The 22,346-nt window shown below is 43.1% G+C and carries 19 protein-coding genes; 8 read left to right on the top strand and 11 right to left on the bottom strand.

Going from position 1 to position 22,346, the window contains the following annotated elements; all coding sequences use genetic code 11:
- Positions 1-72 precede the first annotated feature (72 nt).
- From R7Q48_RS14460 to R7Q48_RS14450, 3 genes are all read left to right on the top strand, one after another.
- On the top strand, positions 73-4,452 hold the full coding sequence (locus tag R7Q48_RS14460) for an RHS repeat-associated core domain-containing protein (protein ID WP_213960882.1): 4,380 nt from the start codon (positions 73-75) through the stop codon (positions 4,450-4,452).
- A 2-nt stretch (positions 4,453-4,454) separates the two neighbouring features.
- Complete coding sequence (locus R7Q48_RS14455; RefSeq protein ID WP_134646626.1) at positions 4,455-5,354, top strand: immunity 49 family protein; 900 nt, start codon at positions 4,455-4,457, stop codon at positions 5,352-5,354.
- 342 nt (positions 5,355-5,696) lie between these two features.
- Complete coding sequence (locus tag R7Q48_RS14450; RefSeq protein ID WP_213960883.1) at positions 5,697-6,917, top strand: ammonium transporter; 1,221 nt, start codon at positions 5,697-5,699, stop codon at positions 6,915-6,917.
- A 32-nt stretch (positions 6,918-6,949) separates the two neighbouring features.
- Here R7Q48_RS14450 and R7Q48_RS14445 read toward each other — a convergent pair whose 3' ends face one another.
- On the bottom strand, positions 6,950-7,123 hold the full coding sequence (locus R7Q48_RS14445; RefSeq protein WP_165401620.1) for a hypothetical protein: 174 nt from the start codon (positions 7,121-7,123) through the stop codon (positions 6,950-6,952).
- 118 nt (positions 7,124-7,241) lie between these two features.
- On the opposite strand from R7Q48_RS14445, the gene cobB reads away from it, so the two are divergent.
- Positions 7,242-7,973 (top strand): Sir2 family NAD+-dependent deacetylase, encoded by a 732-nt coding sequence (gene cobB / locus R7Q48_RS14440; RefSeq protein WP_005377522.1) that lies wholly within the window; start codon positions 7,242-7,244, stop codon positions 7,971-7,973.
- Positions 7,974-8,061: 88 nt separating this feature from the next.
- Here cobB and R7Q48_RS14435 read toward each other — a convergent pair whose 3' ends face one another.
- The 5 genes from R7Q48_RS14435 to potA form a co-directional block, all read right to left on the bottom strand.
- A complete protein-coding gene (locus R7Q48_RS14435) occupies positions 8,062-9,099 on the bottom strand; it encodes an extracellular solute-binding protein (RefSeq protein ID WP_005377521.1) in 1,038 nt (345 codons plus the stop codon).
- A gap of 249 nt (positions 9,100-9,348) precedes the next feature.
- Positions 9,349-10,380, bottom strand: coding sequence for an extracellular solute-binding protein (locus R7Q48_RS14430; RefSeq protein WP_005377519.1), 1,032 nt, complete (start codon positions 10,378-10,380; stop codon positions 9,349-9,351).
- A gap of 102 nt (positions 10,381-10,482) precedes the next feature.
- Positions 10,483-11,253: a spermidine/putrescine ABC transporter permease PotC gene (potC, locus tag R7Q48_RS14425; RefSeq protein ID WP_005389180.1), complete on the bottom strand. Its 771-nt coding sequence runs from the start codon at positions 11,251-11,253 to the stop codon at positions 10,483-10,485.
- Positions 11,253-12,113 (bottom strand): spermidine/putrescine ABC transporter permease PotB, encoded by an 861-nt coding sequence (gene potB / locus R7Q48_RS14420; protein WP_005377512.1) that lies wholly within the window; start codon positions 12,111-12,113, stop codon positions 11,253-11,255. The genes potC and potB overlap by 1 nt, the downstream gene beginning before the upstream one ends.
- On the bottom strand, positions 12,094-13,209 hold the full coding sequence (gene potA, locus R7Q48_RS14415) for a spermidine/putrescine ABC transporter ATP-binding protein PotA (RefSeq protein WP_047102297.1): 1,116 nt from the start codon (positions 13,207-13,209) through the stop codon (positions 12,094-12,096). The genes potB and potA overlap by 20 nt, the downstream gene beginning before the upstream one ends.
- 400 nt (positions 13,210-13,609) lie before the next feature.
- Between potA and R7Q48_RS14410 the strand changes: the two genes are divergently transcribed.
- From R7Q48_RS14410 to ttcA, 4 genes are all read left to right on the top strand, one after another.
- A complete protein-coding gene (locus R7Q48_RS14410) occupies positions 13,610-14,407 on the top strand; it encodes a hypothetical protein (protein WP_005377508.1) in 798 nt (265 codons plus the stop codon).
- Entirely contained in the window at positions 14,400-15,236 is an 837-nt protein-coding gene (locus R7Q48_RS14405) for a glucosaminidase domain-containing protein (RefSeq protein WP_017634900.1), read from the top strand. Before R7Q48_RS14410 ends, R7Q48_RS14405 begins: the two co-directional genes overlap by 8 nt.
- 13 nt (positions 15,237-15,249) lie before the next feature.
- The gene (locus tag R7Q48_RS14400) at positions 15,250-15,912 is read left to right on the top strand and encodes a DUF2987 domain-containing protein (protein WP_025766641.1); all 663 of its coding nucleotides are present in this window, start codon (positions 15,250-15,252) and stop codon (positions 15,910-15,912) included.
- A 198-nt stretch (positions 15,913-16,110) separates the two neighbouring features.
- Positions 16,111-17,004 carry a tRNA 2-thiocytidine(32) synthetase TtcA gene (gene ttcA, locus R7Q48_RS14395; RefSeq protein WP_005377502.1) on the top strand — a complete coding sequence of 298 codons (894 nt, stop codon included), beginning with the start codon at positions 16,111-16,113 and terminating at the stop codon, positions 17,002-17,004.
- Between the two features lie 140 nt (positions 17,005-17,144).
- Here the strand turns inward: ttcA and uspE are convergent, their stop codons facing one another.
- The 5 genes from uspE to R7Q48_RS14370 all read right to left on the bottom strand — a co-directional run bounded on the left by uspE (position 17,145) and on the right by R7Q48_RS14370 (position 22,342).
- The gene (uspE, locus tag R7Q48_RS14390; protein ID WP_005377500.1) at positions 17,145-18,092 is read right to left on the bottom strand and encodes a universal stress protein UspE; all 948 of its coding nucleotides are present in this window, start codon (positions 18,090-18,092) and stop codon (positions 17,145-17,147) included.
- A gap of 180 nt (positions 18,093-18,272) precedes the next feature.
- Positions 18,273-19,019 (bottom strand): FNR family transcription factor, encoded by a 747-nt coding sequence (locus R7Q48_RS14385; RefSeq protein WP_005377497.1) that lies wholly within the window; start codon positions 19,017-19,019, stop codon positions 18,273-18,275.
- Positions 19,020-19,109: 90 nt separating this feature from the next.
- Entirely contained in the window at positions 19,110-19,790 is a 681-nt protein-coding gene (locus R7Q48_RS14380) for a sulfite exporter TauE/SafE family protein (RefSeq protein ID WP_158173887.1), read from the bottom strand.
- Between the two features lie 8 nt (positions 19,791-19,798).
- Positions 19,799-19,963 carry a cbb3-type cytochrome oxidase assembly protein CcoS gene (gene ccoS / locus R7Q48_RS14375; protein WP_005377493.1) on the bottom strand — a complete coding sequence of 55 codons (165 nt, stop codon included), beginning with the start codon at positions 19,961-19,963 and terminating at the stop codon, positions 19,799-19,801.
- 15 nt (positions 19,964-19,978) lie between these two features.
- Positions 19,979-22,342 carry a heavy metal translocating P-type ATPase gene (locus R7Q48_RS14370; RefSeq protein ID WP_213907247.1) on the bottom strand — a complete coding sequence of 788 codons (2,364 nt, stop codon included), beginning with the start codon at positions 22,340-22,342 and terminating at the stop codon, positions 19,979-19,981.
- Positions 22,343-22,346: the final 4 nt, after the last annotated feature.

Below are 22,346 nucleotides of genomic sequence, written 5' to 3'. Positions count from 1 at the left end.
TCACAAATAAAAAGAGCGAAACGAGCATTAAATGATGCGGCAAGGTAAGAAAAGGACAAACACGTTACGGCTATGATCCCTCAATTCGTCATTCCTATCACGAATCGCTTTGGCGAAAGTTATCACTTCTCTGGTCAGTTACTTACTAGCGGCGAACCTAAAACATTCGTGACCAAACAAGAGGCAATAGAGTTTCTTGAGAGCTTTGGTGAGCTTGACCTTCGCTCTGTCGAGGACTTGTTCTATGCGATTGGTCAATTCAAGCCAAACATACCTGACGGTGAGCTTACTTCCCAACACTATAATTCAACGTTTGCCAATGCTTTGGTGAACGGTGACTTGCATGTCGCTCGAATTGTACCTACCGGCGAAAACTACGCACTCTCGTCAGCGGTTACGCCTCCACCGACTCAAAATACCATCAATGCAAAACCATCGAAGGGAAAGGGGAAGTCGAATAAAAAGAGTGGCAGAAGTGCCGCATCCGCCAAGCCTCAGCAACAAAGCAGCGAAAAACATGAGAAAGCCGGTGATCCTGTATCACTTGTGACGGGTGAAGAAATTCTCGAACTCTATGATATCGAGCTACAACAAGGTACTGCTTGGCAGCGTACTTACCGCTCTTCGCAGTCGGATGTAAATCATGGAATGGGCTTTGGTTGGCGACATGCATTTCAGTTTGAATTACGCGAAAAGACGGACGAGAAAGACAATGTTATCGCTTGGGAGTTTGTTGACGATAAGGCAGATATCACAGAATTTGAGCCAGTAGATATTGGAGCAACAAGTTACCAGATATACGCTGGTGCGAGCTGTTATTTCCTAAATTCAGCAACTCGGATCGTGACGCTCGCTAATGGGCATCAATATCGATTTGAACAGAAAGATGATCGTTGGCTTGTTAAACAAGTCAGAAATGGCACGTTTTCAACGTTTCAATTGCAGTATTCTCGAAACCATCGATTGATCGAGATCGCATATAACAAGCGTCCGGTTCTTGAATGTCAATATGATAAGCAAGGACGCCTTGCAGAACTGCTAAATGCAAAGTCCCAAAAAGTTCTGACAACTTATACCTATGATGAGCACGATGATTTGGTCAGTGCAACTAATCATTTGGGCTTGAAGGAACAGTATCAATACCGCGGCCATTTAATTGTTAAGCGTGTACGACCAACAGGCTTTACTCATTATTTTGAATGGGATGGCGAAGGTGCTAACGCGAAATGCATCAGGAACGTTGGGGACGCAGGAATTTATGACTATCGCTTCCATTATCAGGGAAATCACTCTTCTTATTCTGACTCGTTAGATCATCAATGGTCTTTCTTGCATGACGAGCAGGGTAACTTACTCGAGAAAATAAGCCCCACAGGTAAAACTTGGCGATGGCAATATGATGAACTAGGACGAAAAGCACAAGCTATCTATCCTGATCAGTCAACGGTCAATTATCAATATAATCAGCATGGTCAATTAGTTTCTAAGTTTCATTCCTCTGGAAAAGAAATTCAATATGGTTATGACGGCTTAGGTAAGTTAGTTAAAACGGTTTCACCTGATGGGGATATCGAGAAGGCTTACTACAATAGCCTCGGTCAAAGAGTTTGGGATACCGATCAGTTCGGCTGTGTCACGGAATATGATTACGATAAACACGGTCAAGTCGTCAAAAAAGAGTCTGAAGATGGTAAGAAAAGTCAATGGTGGTGGGATGAACAACAAAGACTTATCGCGAATGAAATAGACGGTACATTACTTCGTTACAGCTACAACGAAGAAGATCTGGTGAATGGCGTTGCTTATCCCGATGGGTGTATTGCTCAACTCGCTTATGATCAATTTGGCAGGCGTACATCAGTTCGTTATTTTAACGACGAAGACAAAGTCGGTTATAGCGAAGAATATTCTTACGATGAGCACAGCCGTGTTGCTCAGATTCGAACGCCAGCAGGCATTACCTCGTATCAATGGGGAGCACTCGCGCAACAAGAAGCAGTCATCTTTCCAGATGGCAGCCATATTTCTTACGAATACGATCAACAACGTAACCTGACTAAATTAGTTCGGAGTGACGGCTTAGAGTTCGAATTCCTGTATGACGATGAAGGCCAGCTGTCAGGAACTATCGGGTTTGATAATCTACAAAGCCAATTTGATTATGACGATATGGGGCGGATCCATCGTAAGCAAGTCGCCGATAGGACGGTGCTGTACCGCTATGACGCTGCGGGTTATCTCAAGCACGTCAAAGCAGGAAATGCTAGCAGTATTGTAGAGCACCACTTTAATTATACGCTTGGTGGGCGACTTACGTTCGCCTCCAATCGCCATCAAACATTGCAATACCAATACTCTTCATTCGGGCATTTAACAAAGCGCATTCAAGGTCAGTTTGAGATAGCGCAGGAGTTTAACAGAGTTGGCCAACGCGTATCTCAGGTACTGCCAGATAATACGGAGCTGAACTTCTCTTATGATCGATATGGGCGTTTTTCAGCGATTCGGTTTGGAAACCTAGATTTACCTCAAATCAAATTTCATTACGATGAAATGGGACGAGTTTCCCAAATTGAAACGGCACATTTTAATGAGCGCATCATTTATGATGGTGTTGGTCGTTTGGTTGAACAACATTGGCCAGATCGAGAGAAAAAGTACGTTTACAATGCGCAAAACCGTATTTCATCAATCATTGATAATACGGCAGGAGCAACGCACTATCAGTACGATGCCTTAGGGCAACTGAAACGAGTCAATGCTTCCGGAGAAGTGACTAAGTTTGAATACGATAGTTTTGGCAATCCTACTTTGCCATCTTCAGAGGTATTCGCTGATCGTATTGAAGTACACGATGGTGTCCGGTTCAAATATGACGCGCAAGGAAACCAGACAAAACGTGAGGGGCAAGGACATGTTCAGACTCGCGTATTTGATGCGTTAAATCAGCTCATTGAAGTTCACACCGACGATGGCATCAGTCAATATGAATATGATGCATTAGGGCGCAGGACGAAGAAAATTACACAACAAGGCGTTACGGAGTTCTTGTGGGAAGGGGAACGTTTAATTGGTGAACGCTCTTCATGCGCTTTCCGCTGGTACCTATATCAACCAGAAACCTACACGCCAGTGGCACTGCTAGAAAATGACGTTATTTATTGGTACCAGTGCGATCAAGTTGGTAAACCAGAGCGACTGATCGATTGCGAGGGGAATGTTGTATGGAGTGCCAGCTACGATGCTCATGGCTTTGCTCGTGTACATATTGAAAAAGTAGTAAATCCACTGCGTTTTCAAGGGCAGTACTTCGATCAAGAAACCGACTTACACTACAACCTCGCTCGGTATTACGATCCTAAGCTAGGACGCTTTATCCAACAAGATCCGATATCTATTGCTGGTGGCATTAACCATTACCAATATGCAGTCAATCCTATCCAGTGGATTGATCCAACAGGTTTCCTTTGTGAAGAAGGGTTAAAACGCTTGGGTCAAATGTTGGCAGCGTATCAGGCGCAAAGCGATGTCCCCCAAGAGGTTTGCGATCAGATTTTAGAGGCAGCAAAAGAATCATCCGTCGGAGAAGATGGCGTTCGCTCGCAAGTCAAAATCCGAAAACCCAAAGGTAAAAATCATATTCGATATGAATACGATTTAGACCATATTGATTGCGAGAAAAATGAAATTACTTTTTATCGTCATATCAATCATTCAGATGGCAGCAGGCACGAAGTTCAGTATGTTGTTGGGATTGAGGAATTTGTAAATGCGCATGTTTTTGACTCAGAGAAAGTTGGCGGGGAAGAAGGTTGCACGATCTTTACTGAAGATCTTGTGCTGAATAAAGCAGAGTATAAAGAAAACTCTGAACTCAATACGAGTGATTATGAGCTAACAGAAAGAAACAAAGAAAAAATTGACGAATGCTTAAAAGAGCGTCAAGAGGCAATCGACGCTCGAGCTGGCGAAGAGGGATATAACGCTCAAATTGGTAATATTAACCAACAGTCTGCAAAAATAGGTGAGTTGGCCGCGGATGACTTTGTCCGGAGTAAACGTCCTAATGCTAAGCTGCTTCATCCCAAAGATATTGGAACCTCAATTTCGAAGCCGGGCGACTTTGATATGGTTTACCTCTCAGATGATCCTGAAGAAATCATCATCGTTGAGGCTAAGGGGGGCAGCAGCCCGCTCGGCAGTCGTAAAATTGGCAATGAAGCATATCAGCAAGGGACAAGTAAATATGCGGCGGAAATAGTTAAGTTAATGTCAGAGAATAAAGAAGGAACGACTGAAAAATTAGCTGCCGACGAAATCCAATTTGCAGCTTTCTCCGGCATACCTATTCGATATATACATACTCAAGCAAGCATCCCAGAAAGTGGAAAAGCCTCGGACGTAAAACTAGAAGTGGCAGAATTTAAAATTGATTCAGAAGGACTAAAGTAAAAATGCAAAGCAAAGAATCGGTCAAAGTTGTAGAGCGCAAAGCAAATCCTGAACTTGACACTCAAGCCATTGTGAATCGGAAAAAATTTATAAACCGGGTCTTAGATAACAGAAAAGAAGGTCTTAAAATCAGGCGGGAAAACCTGGTCAGTCTTGGTGATTTTGCCATTGACCAGGTTCGCTGGTATACCTGGTTTCAAGCCTCACATGAAGATGAGCAAATATGTACCTTGCGTCTTTATGAAACTTCGCTAATGGGCGCATGTTATCATCGGCTCGCTATGTATCAGAAAGAACCATTAAGTATCCAGATACTCGGCTATCCAGAAGTGACATGGGATGGGGAAGGTATTTTAAAAACAGGCTTCATTTGTCCTTCAATGTGGCTAGATGCGTATTTTACTTCGGTGATTGTGCGTGATAAACCTAGCATGGACGTATTGGCGAACTTTCCGATTTCTTTGATGAGACAAAGCTCTACTAAAGCGGGTGAATTGTCTTACATGTTAGTAGATGTCATCCAGTCGTTTCATAATCGCACATCGGACTATCCTGATAAGCTCGTCGCAGCAATGGACGCAGCGGTAGCCCAAGGGGATAACTGGGCGTTGGAAATTGCGATGGGGATCCTAGAAACCTTCGCAGCGCTCACTACTAACATTGGTTATGATTTTGAGGAAGTGCTCGTTAAAAACCTACAGTTTCAAGAGAAATATCATCTTAGAGAATTGGGACCAGATAGAGTAGGGATCCGCACGTTCATTAATTTCCCTCTGCTTGGTATGGCATGTATGTGGTATGACAAAGGTAACCGTTTATCTGTTGAAACTGGTTGGCTCCCCCCCTATCTCGTTGAAGGACGTTGGCTAGAAGAAGTAAAAGCCGGGAAGATCACTCGATAAACTCCTTTAGTTAGCAATTCCGTATATAAGCCACCTCTCATGGGGTGGCTTTTACGTTTATCGTATAAAGTTTGCTGTTTGTTGAGCTATATGGTGCGCATTATGTTGGTGCACTAAAACCATATTGGTGCACTTATTAGCGTGTTAAGCGCCATTTTAAGAATGCCTAATTTTATTAAAGTTCATACAAAACAATAAATTAAATCGTAAGTGTTAGAAATGTAAATTATGGAATGAGAATTGCTCTGATAGACGCTCTATAAATTAAGTTCACCAAATTGGTGATGAGCCTAACTTTGATGCACAGGATAAGTGCGCTACAGATCAACGGAGACAATCATAATGAGTGTAACTGCCAATCAGGTACACGGCGCTGTACAAACTCTCACGCAAAGTTCCGACACACTTTTCTTACTACTTGGCGCAATCATGGTTTTTTTGATGCATGCTGGTTTTGCTTTTCTTGAAGTAGGAACCGTGCGCCAAAAGAACCAAGTTAATGCTTTAGTTAAAATCTTGGCCGATTTCGGTATATCCGCCATCGCGTATTTTTTCATTGGATACTGGGTCGCTTATGGCGGCACCTTCTTCGCTGATGCTGAGACATTATCTCAAGGCAATGGTTACGAGTTAGTGAAGTTCTTTTTCTTGCTGACCTTCGCTGCAGCGATTCCCGCTATTGTTTCAGGTGGTATCGCAGAACGAGCTCGTTTTTATCCGATTTTAATCGCAACATTTTTCACTGTCGGTATTGTATACCCACTATTTGAAGGAATGATCTGGAACGGAAACTTTGGCGTTCAATCTTGGTTTGAAAATACCTTTGGTTATGGCTTCCACGATTTTGCAGGTTCAGTCGTTGTGCATGGTGTTGGCGGCTGGATAGCGCTTGTTGCCGTCGTGTTTTTGGGCATGAGAAAAGGCAGAGTTCGAGCAGGAAAGCACACCAACTTTGCACCTTCGAATATTCCGTTTTTGGCTTTGGGAGCTTGGGTCTTATGTGTGGGGTGGTTTGGCTTCAACGTCATGTCAGCTCAAACTGTGTCAGGCATAAGTGGCTTGGTGGCTATGAACTCATTGATGGCAATGGTCGGGGGCATTATCGCGTCACTGTTGGCTGGTAAGAATGACCCTGGCTTTATTCATAACGGCCCACTAGCTGGCTTGGTTGCTGTATGTGCGGGCTCAGACTTAATGCATCCTATCGGTGCTTTAGTGACAGGTGCGATTGCTGGCGTGCTATTTGTTTATCTTTTTACCCACCTACAAAACAAAACCAAGATTGATGATGTGCTAGGTGTCTGGCCTTTACACGGTGTATGTGGCGCTTGGGGTGGTATTGCCGCTGGGATTTTTGGTCAAAGCGCATTGGGTGGGCTAGATGGCGTGAGTATTATCGTTCAGCTTCTAGGCACGCTTTTGGGCCTTTCCATCGCAGTGCTTGGTGCACTTGTAGTCTACGGTGCGATTAATACCAGTATGGGACTGAGGCTTTCAGAAGAAGACGAATTCAATGGCGCTGACCTAGCCATTCATAAAATATCTTCGACCAACGAGGATTGAGGCCAATATGGGAGCGGCATAAAGCCGCTCTTTTAGCAATTGCCTTTCTTGGCTTGGCCAGGAGGACAGAAATTACCATTACCTCGATGGTCATCATCATTGGTGCTGACTCTTACCTTTACATCATCGACTTCGCCTTCAACATTGGTAAGTTGACAGCCCGCCAAAGTCATAAGCAATATAAACGCTAGAGATACTTGTCTCATTGCTGTTCCTCTTAAATTGTAATTCTAATAGTGACCATTACGACTATGGTCTAATCCATATTACTACTGTTGCTATTCTTTCAGTGTTAAGCTAATGAAAAAACAGCAAGGATGAGTTATGAATTTCCCTTATAGAAATATTGTAGTACTTACTGGTGCAGGTATCTCGGCCGAATCTGGTATTCAAACATTTCGTGCGCAAGATGGCCTATGGGAGAATCACCGTATCGAAGATGTAGCAACGCCTGAAGGGTTTGCTCGCGATCCGGACCTTGTTCAAGATTTTTACAACCAACGCCGCAAGAAACTTCAAGATAATGCGATAAAGCCTAATGCAGCGCATGAAGCATTGGGTCGTTTAGAGGCTGAGTTAGAAGGTAAAGTGACGGTCATCACTCAAAATATAGACAACCTTCACGAAAGAGGCGGCAGTCAGAATGTGATTCACATGCATGGTGAGTTGCTCAAAGCCCGCTGTAGTGAATCTAACCAAGTAGTAGAGCACAATGAGGACATTAAGACCGGCGAGCTTTGTCACTGTTGTCAGATCCCTTCACAAATGCGACCACATATTGTTTGGTTTGGTGAAATGCCACTGCGAATGGGGGATATCTACGCGTCATTAGAAGAAGCAGATTTGTTTATTTCTATTGGGACTTCTGGCGTTGTGTATCCCGCAGCAGGTTTTGTTCATGATGCAAAAATGCACGGCGCACATACCATTGAAATTAACCTAGAACCTAGTGCGGTAGAAAGTGAATTTGAGGAAAAACGCTACGGAAAAGCAAGCGTTGAGGTTCCAAAATTAGTTGACGAGATACTGGCTCTAGAAGGAAAAGAAAGAGCGTAGTAACTTCAACAGGAAGAGTTTTTGTCTTGTCATTAAGAACAAAAAAGCGGCTCATGAGCCGCTTTTTCATATCTTTAAAACTAACGAATTAGTTGTTCACTTTTAGCTTTTGGAAGTACTCATCGTACATTACGCTCGCTTCGCCAACTTCATCTTGCCAAGTACCGCTGTCCATCACTTCTTGTGGTGGGAAGATGCTTGGATCATTAGCAAATTCTTTCGGTAGCAGATCGTGTGCCGTTTTAACTGGCGTAGGATAACCAATCTCAAGTGCAATCTTAGCTGCGTTCTCAGGACGTAGTAGGAAATCGATCATCTTATGAGCTGCGTCAACGTTCTTCGCACCAGCTGGAATTGCTAGGCTGTCCATCCAGAAGATAGTGCCTTTTTCTGGCCAGATGATGTCGATGTTCGCGCCTTCTTGACGAGCCATGTATGCAGAACCGTTCCAAAGCATGCCTAGTGAAACTTCACCCGCAAGGTAAGGGTTTGCAGGAAAGTCTGAGTTAAATACTAATACGTTTGGCATTAGCTTTTTCAGTTCTTCGTAAGCGGCTTTGATTTCTTCTGGGTTAGTCGTGTTTGGTGAGTAACCAAGCTTAGTCAATGCAATGTGGAATACTTCGCGAGAATCATCCATCAGCATTAGTTGACCTTCCCACTTGCTATCCCAGAAATCATCCCATTTAGAAACCGATGACTTGTCTAGCATGTCAGCATTGATACCAATACCGGTCGCACCCCAAATGTATGGGATAGAGTAGTTGTTGTTCGGATCGAACGGTTTGTTTAGGAAGTTAGTATCAAGATCGGCAAAATGAGATAATTTCTCTTTGTCGATCTGTTGTAGCATGCCTTCTTTACGCATTTTAGAGACGAAATAGGTAGACGGTACTACCAAGTCGTAACCAGAACCTTGAGTTTTTAGTTTTGCGTACATACTCTCGTTAGATTCGTATGTAGAGTAAATAACTTTAATTCCGGTTTCTTTTGTAAAGTCTTCAAGAACTTCGTTTGGAATGTATTCCGACCAGTTGTAGAAATACAGTTCTTGATCAGCAGCCATTGCAGGGGTAGCGATGAGCGTCGCTGCACATAGAGCGCTTGCGTAGAATTTACTTTTCATTTGTTTTCCGTTTTGTTTCGCGATTGGACAAGTCAATACTAGCTGGAGTTATCAAGTTGAGCCAAATCGCAGTAAGCACAAATATGTTCATTTAGCTTGAATATCGTTGTCTCCTTGTTATGAGACGATAAATCTATGATACCAAGACAAATAAACCTAGCAACGCGCGATTATATCAGCCTAAGACAAAAATAGGCAGCGTATTGCTGCCTATTTTCCTATGGTTGATGACTTGTTACACAAGCTAGATTATTGTCCCGCTTTCAGCTTGAGGAAGTAATCTTCGTATTTAACGGTTAGATCACCAACCGCATCTTGCCATTCAACGCGGTCAAGGTCTTCTTGAGAAGGGAATAGTGGGGCAACGTCTTTAAACTTAGCATTCGATTCCTCCACCGCCGTTAGGTACCCAGTATCACGAGAGATTTGCTCTGCGATTTCTGGGCGCAGTAGGAAGTCGATCATCTTGTGAGCGGCTTCTACGTTCTTCGCACCGGAAGAGATAGCGAAGTTATCAACCCAGCCGATACCGCCTTCTTTAGGAAAAACGAGTTTAAGGTTCAGGCCTTCACTTTGTGCCGCTGCGGCGCTACCGTTCCAAAGCATACCAACGCCCACTTCACCAGACATGTAAGGTGCGCCAGGGTTGTCAGAGTTGAAAACTAAAACGTTAGGCATCAACTTTTGTAGCTCAGCGTACGCTTCATCGATTTGCTTAGGGTCTTTTGAGTTACCTGAGTAGCCAAGTTTACGCAGAGCGATATGGAACACTTCACGAGTGTCGTCCATCAACATTACTTGACCTTCAAGCTCAGGCTTCCATAGGTCAGCCCAGCTTTGGAACTCGTTTGGATCGTACATGTCTGCGTTAACCGCTAGGCCTGTAATCGCAACAACGTGTGGGATAGAGTAGTCGTTACTTGGATCGTAAGGCTTGTCTAGGTAGTTTTTATCTAGGTTGCCGAAGTTTTTCAGCTTAGTCTTATCGATCTTTTGTAGCATGCCTTCGTCACGCATCTTCGCCACGAAGTACGTTGAAGGTACTACTAGGTCATAACCTTGGTTATGAGTTTTTAGCTTTGCATACAAAGTTTCGTTCGACTCGTAAGTCGAGTAGATCACTTTGATGCCAGTTTCTTTAGTAAATTGCTCTAGGATATTACTGTTGATGTAAGGACCCCAGTTCATAAATACTAGTTCTTTATCATCCGCTGTCGCTGTACCAGAGAACAGAGAAAGCGCACATGCACTACCAGCTAATAGAGTAGCCCATTTTTTCATTGACGTTAGCTCCAAACCAAACGTTGTCCAATTTTGGACGATAGATAGAAAAACAGAATGGCATGTAACCATTCTGTTTCGTGATGTTAACAGGTGCGGATTCTACTTCACTTTTTCTCTTGCTAGCAACTGAGAAATTACTACCAAGACCAAAGAAACAATCAACATTACCGTTGCTAGGGCGTTCACTTCCGGTGAAATGCCCACCTTAACCATGGAGTAAATCTTCAATGGTAAGATTTCGTAAGTTGGACCTGTTACAAACGAGCTGATAATTACGTCGTCCAAAGACAGCGTAAAGCTCAATAGCCAACCTGCAGCAACCGCTGGTTTAGCAAGAGGAAGGATGATCTGTTTCAAGATAACCCATTCGCTTGCACCAAGGTCTTTTGCAGCTTCCAACATTTTCACATCAAAGCCATTTAAGCGGCTGTACACAGTTACCACAACGAATGGTAGACAAAAGGTGATGTGAGCAATCAATAGTGTAAAGAAGCCAAGCTGTGCGCCTAATACCAGGAACAGAGCAAGTAATGAAATCGCCATAACAATATCTGGAGACATCATCACGACAAACAGCATGCCGTTTACCGCACCTTTACCTTTGAACGAGTAACGGAATAGGGCAACGGCCGTTAAGCTACCAATGATGGTTGCTGCTGTCGCTGAGAATACCGCTACGTTCAATGAATGCCATGCAGCTTGCATTAGGCTATCGTTGTTTACTAAGGTTTCGTACCATTTCGTGGTGAAACCACCCCATTTCATACCAAATTTGTTGGCATTAAATGAGTTAACAATTAAGACGATGATTGGCAGATACAAAAATGCATACACCAGCGCCATAAAGCTAAATCTAACCGTGCGTCCCATTAGTCTAGCTCCACTTTCTTATTCAATAGTTTGCCTGCTCTGTAGTAAGCGTAAAGCATCACAGCCATTGCGAAGGTGAGGGCGATACTGGTCGCAGCACCAAATGGCCAGTCACGAGCGTTCAATACTTGGCTCTTAATAACGTTACCAATCAGTAGGTTCTTCGCACCACCAAGAAGGTCAGAGATGTAGAACATACCTAGTGCTGGTAGCAGAACCAACAAACAACCACCGATAATGCCAGGCATTGTAAGAGGTAGAATCACTTTCGTAATGGTTTGGAACTTGTTCGCACCAAGATCTTTCGCCGCCTCGATATAAGTGTTGTCCAACTTCTCGATTGCCGAGTAAAGCGGCAGAATCATAAATGGAAGCAGGATGTACACAAGACCAATCATTACTGCTGTTTCGGTGTACATAATACGTAATGGCTTATCGATGATTTCCATCGCCATTAATGATTTGTTCAAAATACCTTGTGTACCCAGAACAATCTTCAGGCCGTAAGTACGGATAAGAGAGTTTGTCCAAAAAGGTACGATAACTAAGAACAACATGAATGGGCGCCATTTCTCTGGCATTTTCGCTATGATGTAAGCAAATGGATAACCAATTACTAAACACAACAACGTCGCCACAATCGCCATGTAGAACGAGTGCATCAGCACTTTCGCATACAAGGGATCGAGTAGACGTAAGTAGTTGTCGAAAGTAAATGTCATTTCGATTAAGTTTGCTTCATCACGCGTTAAGAAACTCGTACCGATAATCATCACATTTGGTACCAACACGAAAAGTGTTAACCACCCGACGATTAAGGTAATGATCGCGTTTTGAAGATTAATCTTCTTGCTTATCATTGAGGACTACCTCCCAGCTCTCAACCCAAGTGATAGCGACTTTCTGGCCAAGTGAGTGGTCCACATCAGGATCATCTTCGTTAAAGAATTCGCTAACCATTACACGCATGCCTGAATCCAATTGGATAACTGAATCAAGCGTCATGCCTTTATAGGTACGCTCTGTTACGTGACCTACGATGCCTTTTTCTTCAGACTCTTTGATCTCTTCGATACGTAAGTCTTCTGGGCGAAGTAGTACTTGCAGTTTTTCACCTGCTTGCGCTTCCTGATCGTAGTAAACAACAGACTCGACACCTTCGATTTCTGCACGGATACGTTTCTCGTCGATACGCTCTAGCATTGTTGCGTTGAATACGTTGATCTCACCGATAAAGCGAGCAACAAATAGGTTCTTCGGCTCTTCGTAAATCTCACGTGGAGAACCATCCTGCTCGATAACACCATCGCGCATTACAATAATGCGGTCAGACATCGATAGGGCTTCTTCCTGATCGTGCGTAACGAAGATAAAGGTAATACCAAGCTGACGCTGAAGCTGTTTAAGCTCGATTTGCATTTGCTTACGTAGTTTGTAATCAAGTGCAGATAGAGATTCATCTAGCAGCAGTACTTTTGGCTTGTTCACAACCGCACGCGCAATGGCGATACGTTGTTGTTGACCACCAGAAAGTTGGTGAGGCTTACGCTGTGCCATTTTTTCTAGGCGAACCATGCGAAGCGCATCCATAACTCGTGGCTCGATCTCTGCTGCAGGTGTTTTCTGCATGCGAAGACCAAAAGCAACGTTTTCAAATACGGTCATATGAGGGAAGAGTGCATAACTCTGAAATACCGTGTTGACGTGCCTTTGCTCTGCAGGAACCTGTGTTACATCCTGGTCATCCAAAATAATTTGACCGTTATCTGCCGTTTCAAAACCTGCAATCATGCGTAAAACTGTTGTCTTACCACAACCAGAAGGCCCGAGAATCGTCAGAAATTCACCATGATTAACATCCAGATTTAAATTACCGATGATTTCCTTACCATCGAAACTTTTACTAATACCAGATAAACGAATAACTGGCTTTCCTGCTTGCGGTTTTGCGTTCAACGTCTGTATTTCCCCCACGTTCAAGCCGGGATTATCCCAGCTGATGTGACACTAACCATTCACTTTTGAGGCGCGCATCATAATCACCAAAAGTGTGAAATTAAAGCATTTTCTTATCTTGAAACAGAAATAATTTTGCAGGAAAAAGCCATCATTCCTTACCATACTGTTTTTATGAGATTAATTGGCATCTAGACACAGTTTGATAGCACTAAACTTTGTTCAACAATTGTTTCAATTTCATGACCTTGAAAGTGGTTAATTATCAACCATACAGTTGAGATTGCAAGGATTGTAGGTGAGTTGTGATGTTAGATGTGGAAAGATTTCTTTATAATGACGATTACATTAATTGACTGGAATTCCAGTCAAAATTTTACAAGTTAGTCTTGGATAAACTATGAACGACGATTTTGAGAAAGATTTCAATCTTGGGGGGAGTGTAGAGCGAGCTTTGTCTGGCAACTACGAGCTTAAAGCTGGCGCGGTTTTTAACGAAGCTTGGCGAGCAACCATCCAGCACTTTTTATCATTTTCTCCTGCCATTATTGTATTGCTTTTTGTCCAGTTAGGTATTTTCTATATTGCATTAAAACTGCAGTTGGGCGATTTGACCGTTATTCTTGATGCGTTTGAGAACCCAGAGTCGTTCACAAACGATATTGTGTCTTCTATTTATGTCGCGAATTTCAGTTATGAGGTGATTAGCGCCCCAATTTATGCGGGGATAAGTTTGATGGCTATGAGTCATGTCGCTGGCCTGAAGACTAAGTTGCGCCATGTTGGAAAGGGGTTGCAGTTCACCATTCCTGTTATCCTAGCAACGCTCATGAGCTTGATGCTACAAGGTGTGGTTGGTATGATTTTTCCTTTACTGTCGCTGTATCTTTCCTTGGCATTTAGTCACTCTATCTTGTTGATTTGTGAGAAAAGGGTGCCACCAATGCAAGCGTTGCTGTTATCACTTCGCGCAATCAACAAGAAGATTTTTGTGGTCGCGGGGCTTTACTTAGGCGTGATGTTAATGTTTATTATTGCAGCAATGTTCTACGGTATTGGCTTGATTTTTGTGCTGCCATTCTTCTTCCATTTGAAAGGCATACTCTACCGCGAAATGTTTGGAATTAAGCTTAAGATCGTTACAACACAGAAAAACGATAATGATCACGATGGTAACTCACAGGTGTTTGATGCCTAATTCTTTGAAATCAATAAGTTTACGAGTGGCGGCAACCTGTATAGCCGCCACTTTCATTTCTATAGGCCCATATTTACACTACGAGAAACAGTTTAAATATGTGGAAAATCCTGACGTACTCTCTGGCAAGATTAAGCATGTCGATTTATCACATTTGCCATACATCGGTGATATCCCAGACTTCAATTCAATAAAAGATACGAAAGAGAAAAAAGCTGCTTTTTTTGATTTTTTAAGGCCTAAAATTGCTCTTGAGAATCAACGAATTCGTCATGAGCGGGCCTTTCTTACCTCTTTAAAGGTGGGACAAGTGACGCAAGAACAACAAGAGTATGCTCAGCGGTTATCATCTCTGTATTCGTTGCCCTTGAGTAACGATAAGATTGATCAAGCATGGCTAGACGAGATGCTTGTGAGAGTGAACGTCTTACCAGAAGCGTTGGTTCTAACTCAAGCGGCAAATGAATCTGCGTGGGGCACTTCTCGTTTTGCTACTCAAGCAAACAACTTGTTCGGCCAATGGTGTTATAAAAAGGGCTGTGGAATTGTTCCAGCGCAACGTGGCGCTAACAAAGTTCATGAAGTTGAAAAATTCGATTCTGTACAACAGTCTGTTCATGGCTACTTTATGAATGTTAATCGAAACCCAGCGTATGCAGACCTGCGTGAAATCAGAACATCTCTGGCTGAAAAGAACAAGGGCTTGTTAACGGTCGCAACCGCGTCAGAGTTAACGCATGGGTTGCTAGCCTATTCTGAACGTGGCATCGCCTATGTACACGATCTTCGCGCTATGATTCGTCATAACAACGCCTACTGGACGCAATAAAATAACGGATAAAATGAAAAAGTTAAGCCTAAGTCTGTTGGGAAGTGCGGCGCTAATTCTTGCATCGCCGATAACCCAAGCTCAAGAGTACATGTTCACGTACTCAAAGTTATATACTCAACTAAAAAACAACAATAAAGAAGGGCATGACGATGTGAAAGTTGGTGTCTTTTTTGTGGACGCAAAAACTAAACAAATTTGTATGATAGAAAAAGCTTGGATGGAAAAAGAAGAGCACTATGAAGAGTTTGTTATCCCTGCTTCACAAGAGTTGCCTTTACCTGTTGATAAAAACTTAAAGTCAGCGAATCCGTTGGTTTTTGTCGATACCCCAAAAGATACACGTTGCGATTACTCACTTGTTGTGATGACCAAAGAACCATTACAGGGTAACGTTTCTTACGACCAACTTAAGCCTCTTCTACCTCAAATGCAGACGATGCTGGAAGATTTAGGCGGTATGTTTGCGGGTTGGTTTACACCGGAGGTTCAAGGTGTGACGATGGAGTTTGCAAATCAACTGAATGATAAAGTGATTTTCTCAAACGGAACCGAAAAGCCAATTGTCAATGGCAAGATACAAGTCGCACTAAGTGAAATAGGGCAAGGTGGCACAATGACACTACCAGAACCGACGATGCGAGTGTTACCTTATCTACCTAACGCAAAGAAATGAACACTGAACGTTTAGAAAGGGCTGCAATCGCAGCTCTTTTTTAATTTTGACCGTAACTAAAGTATCTTTCACACTCTTTTCTTAAAGACTCAATAAGACAAACATTTAATCCTGCGTAAAAAGCTCGTATAATCCACGCCCCAAAGAAACCCATGTTAGGAAGTCCTAGTCGATTTATCGGCGATGTGAGAGCCCGCAATGAACCAAATAGATACAAGAAAAGAAACCCTAGAATTCAACAAGCTTCAGAAACGCCTAAGAAGACATGTTGGAAATGCCATTACTGATTACAACATGATCGAAGAAGGCGATGTTGTAATGGCATGTATTAGCGGTGGTAAAGATTCATTCGCGATGCTTGATATCCTGCTGAATCTTCAAAAAGCCGCACCGATCAAATTTGAAGTGGTTGCGGTAAACCTAGACCAAAAACAACCGGGCTTCCCTGAGCACATTCTGCCAGAGTATTTCGAAACACTGAATATCCCTTACTATATCGTCGATAAGGACACGTATTCCGTCGTAAAAGAGAAGGTACCAGAAGGCAAAACCACTTGTGGTCTGTGTTCACGCCTGCGACGTGGTACGCTGTATTCATTTGCAGAGAAGATTGGTGCAACTAAGCTTGCGCTAGGTCATCACATGGATGACATCGTCGAAACAATGTTCTTGAATATGTTCCACGGCTCTCGCCTTAAAGCGATGCCACCAAAGCTACGCTCTGATGATGGCCGTAACGTGGTCATTCGTCCATTGACTTACTGTCGTGAAAAAGATTTGATCAAATACGCTGAGCACAAGGATTTCCCAATAATTCCGTGTAACCTTTGTGGCTCTCAAGAGAACCTTCAGCGTCAATCTATAAAAGCAATGTTGATTGAATGGGATAAGAAGACGCCAGGGCGTGTGGAAGCAATTTTTAAATCAATTCAAAACGTAAGCCCAAGCCAACTAGCAGACCGCGAATTGTTCGACTTTGTTAACTTACCGCTAGATCGTGAAGGTAACCGCGAAGAGTATGAATTTAATGAGGCTGTCGTTTCTTCGACGAATATTGATGAATCGATGTTCATCGATGTTACGAACATCTAACTCGTAAAAAAGGAGGTCAATTAGACCTCCTTTTTTGTACCCAACGCTTTAACTGTTCCCAAACAAAAATCCCCCTGTATTCGGGGGATTTATTAGCGCTTATTTGAAAGCGCTCAATACATAGCAATACTAAGGAGAGATTAGGTTGCTGTATTTGGATCGAGAGGGCTAATGTAGCCTTTTGGTTTTAGAGCCAACACGTCGCAATTTATTTTATCAATTACGTGCTCCGCTGTATTACCAATAAAGACAGCAGAAAGCCCTGTTCGCCCTGTGGTACCTAAAATAACCATTGCTGCGTTCAAGCGCTCTGCAGCTGCCGGAATGACATCTTCAGGTAAACCTTGCTCAACTATCGTTTGTTCTTCATCAAGACCATGTTTTTGGCGTAGTGCTTTCATAGCCGTTAAATGATGACCTCGCACTGCATCGGTATAAGTCGTTGGGTCAAATTCAGGCAGTTCAATCGTAATATTCGCCGGTGTAACGGGATAGGCGTTAACAAGATATGGCTTGGCCTCAAGCCGAGTGGTGATTTCTTTTAATCGCTCGACCATCGTATCGTTGAGATCAATATGAGTCGGGTTTTCTGAGCCCACATGTACTGAGGCAAGGATACTTGCTTGTTCCGGCCAAGCAGCATTCTTGATAAGAAGCACTGGAATAGGGCATTTTCGCAACAAGTGCCAATCTGTCGGTGTGAAAATGACAGACTCTAAAACATCATGCTTACGTGTGCCTTTGATGACTAGGTCATGATTGCCTGCATAGACTTCAGCAATAATCGCCTCATAAGGGCGGTTGTGCCAGACAACACAAACATCAAAGTCGAAGCCATCGTTTAGGTATGGTTGAGCAATTTTACGCATCCACTGCTCACGCTGATGAATGACACCTCGACGCATAGCATCTCTTTCATCCACTGATAGCATTGACGTCATGTCATACGAGAAATCGTAAATGGATAAAAAGAAAGTGATTCGGCTTCTAGATACACTTTTCTGAGCTAATTGAACAGCTCTTGCAAGTGCGGGCTGCTCATCATTATTGATGTCAGCTACAACAAGGATCTTACTGTATATACTCATAACTAAGCCCACTTCTATTGCAAAACCAGATACTGAATGTAAATTAAATCAGTATTTTGGAGTACTCACCGTACATTTTTACTGTAGCTTAGTTTGGAGAACTTTTTGAGGACTTTCGAAAGGAATTTATGAGAAATATGATGTAGCTCATTTTCGAGCTACATCAATAATTAGGGTGTATTATTCTTTAGTTACACCAGCAAGTTCCATCAATGCATCGTGGTCTAAGATAGTGATATATTTACCTTTTACGCTTAGGATCTCAGATTTCTGGAAACGACCTAACAAACGACTGATCGTTTCGACTGTAAGACCAAGGTAGTTGCCAATATCACCACGAGTCATAGTTAAACGAAACTCTCTAGGGCTGAAGCCACGCTGAGAAAAACGCGTTGATAGGTTGTAAAGGAAAGCAGCTAGTCGCTCTTCTGCGTTCTTTTTAGAAAGAAGCAAAATCATTTCCTGATCACCTTTAATTTCGTTACTCATCAAACGCATGATTTGCTGGCGAAGCTTAGGCATTTTACCCGATAGATCGTCTAAAATTTCGTATGGGATTTCACATACCATCGACGTTTCGAGTGCTTGAGCAAAGCTAGGGTGGGAGTCACCAGTGATAGCATCGAAACCGACTAAGTCTCCAGCTAAGTGAAACGCTGTGATTTGCTCATCACCTTGCTCTGTGATCGTATAGCTCTTGATGGTACCAGAGCGGATAGCGTATAGCGATTTTAGCTCATCACCGGCCTTAAAAAGCTCTTGTCCTTTTTGAATAGGCTTCTTACGTTCGATGATTTGGTCAAGCTGGTCAAGTTCTGCCTCATTTAGAGTGAACGGGATACACAGTTGACTAATGCTACAATCTTGGCAATGAATGGCGCAACCGCCTGATTGGATACGCTTTGTTGCAGGTTTTTCAGAAATCATAACAACCTTTCACTATTTGATATACATCAATATTTTAGCATCGCTTAATCCTAAAGGGTAGCAAAAATGTCACCTCAATAGAGTTTAACGTTATATGAAACCGAGTAATGCTAAGGCTCCTACAGCGGTATACGTACCATAGCCAATAAGGATTAATGCTGAAATATTTCTAAATATTAATGATTTTTGTAATTTCTGAAAATGATTGGCACCGTATCCAATAATAAGCATTGCAGGTAGCGTTCCGAGCCCAAACGCAAGCATAATTAGGCCGCCGTTCATCGCACTACCAGAAACCGCCGACCAAGTAAGCGCTGAATAAACTAAACCACATGGTAACCAACCCCAAATAAAGCCAAATGGCAACGCGTGAAGAGGATGCTTTAATGGCAACAGATTCTTCCCTGCCGGCGAGATAAAGCGCCAGAGATACTGCCCTAGCTTTTCTATTAAAAGTAAGCCTTGCCACCATTTAGCAATATACAGCGCGACCAGAATCATGAATAACGCAGCAATCAGCCTTAACCAAGCAAGAGAATGCGTTAACCCACTAAGCTCAGATAAACCTGATATAGCACCACCCACTAATGCTCCTATTAAGGTATAACTGATCAATCGTCCGAGGTTGTAGAAGAGGGGGATAAGAGGGGTGGTTTTATTTTTAGCAGAAGAGCCCATGGTAAGCAGAGACGCGATACCACCACACATACCCATACAATGACCGGCTCCTACTAAGCCGATCATCAACGCACCGATAAAATCAGGAGTCATAAAGGTCGCTACTTTTTATCACTATTAGATTGGTCTTCTTCGTCGAGAAGAATGTTGTGCCCTTGCCGTTCAAGATCTTCAAACTGATCGCTTCTTACCGCCCAAAGAAAAACGGCGACAGCAACACAAACGAGAACGATAGCGATGGGAATCAATATATAAAGACTTTCCATGTTTGCTTTCTCTACTTATTTCTCTTTGAGCAGGCGCAAAGAGTTAGATACAACGATAATTGAGCTTGCAGACATGCCAACTACTGCAATGTAGGGAGCCACTAAACCTGCGACCGCCAAAGGCAAAATTAACAGGTTGTAACCCAAAGACCAAGCCAAGTTTTCTCGAATAATCTTTCTTGTACGCAGTGCAAGCAAACGTGCTTCTAGTAGCTTTTCGAGATTATCCCCAAGTAACGTCATATCTGCAGAAGCTTTAGCGACATCTGTACCACCGCCCATTGCGACAGAAAGGTGAGCTCCGGCGAGAGTCGGCGCGTCATTGATTCCATCACCAACCATCATAGTGATACTGTTTTCGTCCAAGCTCTTAAGGTATGCAAGCTTATCTTCTGGCTTTGCTGACGCGACGATGTGATCGATACCAATTTCATTCGCCACTGGTTGGGCGTTTGAGAGAGAATCACCAGTTAGCAGGGTTGTCTTAATTCCAGCGTCAGCAAAACGTTGAATAAAGGCTTTGCTTTCTTTTCGGATAGGGTCGCGGTAGTAAAAGCTAGCGACATGCTTGCCATCAACCGACAGATAGACCGCCTGGCTTTCACCACTTTCTTTGCCTTGAACAAAAGCCGCACTGCCTATCTTAACGATTTTGCCATTCCATATCCCTTCAATCCCTGACCCAATCACGTTTTGCACATCAGACACGATAAAGTCATCATTGGCGTAACTTGCAAAAGAGCGAGCGATAGGATGGTTTGCATGAGCTTCTAATGCTGCGGCTAGAGAGAGACAATCTTCTTTTGGAAGATCACTCAACACTTTTGTATCACAGATCTCAATATCACCTTTCGTTAGAGTGCCTGTTTTATCTACAACTAAGTGGTTGATCTTACATAATGTCTCAAACACATGGCCTTTACGAAGTAAAATGCCAAAATTACCCATTCTAGAGGTAGCACAAGTGAGTGCGGTCGGTGTGGCCAGAGATAGCGCACATGGACACGTAGCGACTAACACAGACAGCATGATCCAAAACGCATCATCTGGTTTTGTTTGATGCCAGTAAAACCAAGTACCAGCAGAGATGATAAGAATCACACCAACAAAGTAACGGGCGACAATGTCTGCAATTTCCGCAATTTTAGGTTTGGAGTGTTGAGCTTCATCTTGTAAACGCACGATGTTAGAAATCATTGAATCGGCCTTTGAGCTTACTACCTCAAGTTCAAATGATTCGTCTCCGTTTAGCGTTCCCGCATAAACAATATCGCCTTCTCGTTTCACAACGTGCACTGACTCACCCGTTAGCATGGATTCATCAATATGAATACGGCCTGAAATAACTTTACCGTCAGCGGGGATATGTTCACCAGGTAGAACGCGGATACGATCGCCAACTTTTAGCGTCTTCACGGGTATCTGATCACCGTCCAGCGTTGTAGCAATTGCCGGAATCAACTTAAGAAGGTTACCACTCGCTGCAGCAGCTTTGCGACGAGCGCGCATCTCTAAGAATCGACCTACTAACAAAAAGAAGGTAAACATCGAGATAGATTCAAAGAAGACTTCGCCTTGTTCAGTTACTGTTGCAACTAAACTTGCAACATAGGCAAAGATCAACGCGATAGAAACCGGGACATCCATACCAAGGGTTCGGCCTTTGATACTGCGCCATGCGTTTAAGTAAAATGGAAGAGCGGAATAAAGCAAAACAGGAGTAGCAAAAATCAAACTTACCCAACGAAAGTAACTTTTAAACTCTGGCTCTAAATCACCAAAGACTTCGAGATACAGTGCAACGGCGAGCATCATGACCTGCATGGTTGCTAAGCCTGCAATACCTAGCCGATATAGATATTGCTTCATCATTCGATGGTAAGAGGCTTCTTGCTTATCTGCTTCAAAAGGTGCAGCTTTGTAACCAAGTTTATGAATAACGGAAAGGAGCTCGCTTAACCGTACCTGAGTTTTATCCCAGGCTAGTAACGCTCGATTGGTGGTTGTATTAACACGAATAGATACCAACCCGGCTGTATTGGAAACTTGCTTTTCGATTAACCACGCGCAAGCAGCACATGAAACACCTTCTAAAGAAAGGGTTACTTCAGAAACATTTTCGCGATTTCGTACGAATTCAGATTGTACATCCGCATTGTCATAATGAATTAAAGCTTGGAGTTGCTCTGGTACTAGATCTGCCTTTTCTGCAGGCGCAGTGCGGTATTGGTAGTATGAGACAAGACCACTATCGACAATAGTCTGCGCCACAGTTTCGCAGCCCGGACAACACATGTCGCGAATTTCACCCAATATTTCTACTTTGAAATCCGTGTTGGCTGGTACATCTTCACCGCAGTGATAACAGGATTTACACATATGC

Source organism: Vibrio sp. 378 (genome assembly GCF_033339435.1).
Note: the sequence above shows the minus strand (reverse complement) of the source record. Positions and strands in the feature narration are given on the sequence as shown.

Coding starts and splice junctions, on each gene's coding strand:
- R7Q48_RS14380 (WP_158173887.1), bottom strand. CDS start 19,790: ATGACTCCTGATTTTATCGGTGCGTTGATGATCGGCTTAGTAGGAGCC.
- ccoS (WP_005377493.1), bottom strand. CDS start 19,963: ATGGAAAGTCTTTATATATTGATTCCCATCGCTATCGTTCTCGTTTGT.
- uspE (WP_005377500.1), bottom strand. CDS start 18,092: ATGAGTATATACAGTAAGATCCTTGTTGTAGCTGACATCAATAATGAT.
- cobB (WP_005377522.1), top strand. CDS start 7,242: ATGAATTTCCCTTATAGAAATATTGTAGTACTTACTGGTGCAGGTATC.
- R7Q48_RS14455 (WP_134646626.1), top strand. CDS start 4,455: ATGCAAAGCAAAGAATCGGTCAAAGTTGTAGAGCGCAAAGCAAATCCT.
- R7Q48_RS14410 (WP_005377508.1), top strand. CDS start 13,610: ATGAACGACGATTTTGAGAAAGATTTCAATCTTGGGGGGAGTGTAGAG.
- R7Q48_RS14430 (WP_005377519.1), bottom strand. CDS start 10,380: ATGAAAAAATGGGCTACTCTATTAGCTGGTAGTGCATGTGCGCTTTCT.
- R7Q48_RS14385 (WP_005377497.1), bottom strand. CDS start 19,019: ATGATTTCTGAAAAACCTGCAACAAAGCGTATCCAATCAGGCGGTTGC.
- potC (WP_005389180.1), bottom strand. CDS start 11,253: ATGGGACGCACGGTTAGATTTAGCTTTATGGCGCTGGTGTATGCATTT.
- R7Q48_RS14445 (WP_165401620.1), bottom strand. CDS start 7,123: ATGAGACAAGTATCTCTAGCGTTTATATTGCTTATGACTTTGGCGGGC.
- R7Q48_RS14450 (WP_213960883.1), top strand. CDS start 5,697: ATGAGTGTAACTGCCAATCAGGTACACGGCGCTGTACAAACTCTCACG.
- ttcA (WP_005377502.1), top strand. CDS start 16,111: ATGAACCAAATAGATACAAGAAAAGAAACCCTAGAATTCAACAAGCTT.
- R7Q48_RS14405 (WP_017634900.1), top strand. CDS start 14,400: ATGCCTAATTCTTTGAAATCAATAAGTTTACGAGTGGCGGCAACCTGT.
- R7Q48_RS14370 (WP_213907247.1), bottom strand. CDS start 22,342: ATGTGTAAATCCTGTTATCACTGCGGTGAAGATGTACCAGCCAACACG.
- R7Q48_RS14435 (WP_005377521.1), bottom strand. CDS start 9,099: ATGAAAAGTAAATTCTACGCAAGCGCTCTATGTGCAGCGACGCTCATC.
- R7Q48_RS14400 (WP_025766641.1), top strand. CDS start 15,250: ATGAAAAAGTTAAGCCTAAGTCTGTTGGGAAGTGCGGCGCTAATTCTT.
- potB (WP_005377512.1), bottom strand. CDS start 12,113: ATGATAAGCAAGAAGATTAATCTTCAAAACGCGATCATTACCTTAATC.
- R7Q48_RS14460 (WP_213960882.1), top strand. CDS start 73: ATGATCCCTCAATTCGTCATTCCTATCACGAATCGCTTTGGCGAAAGT.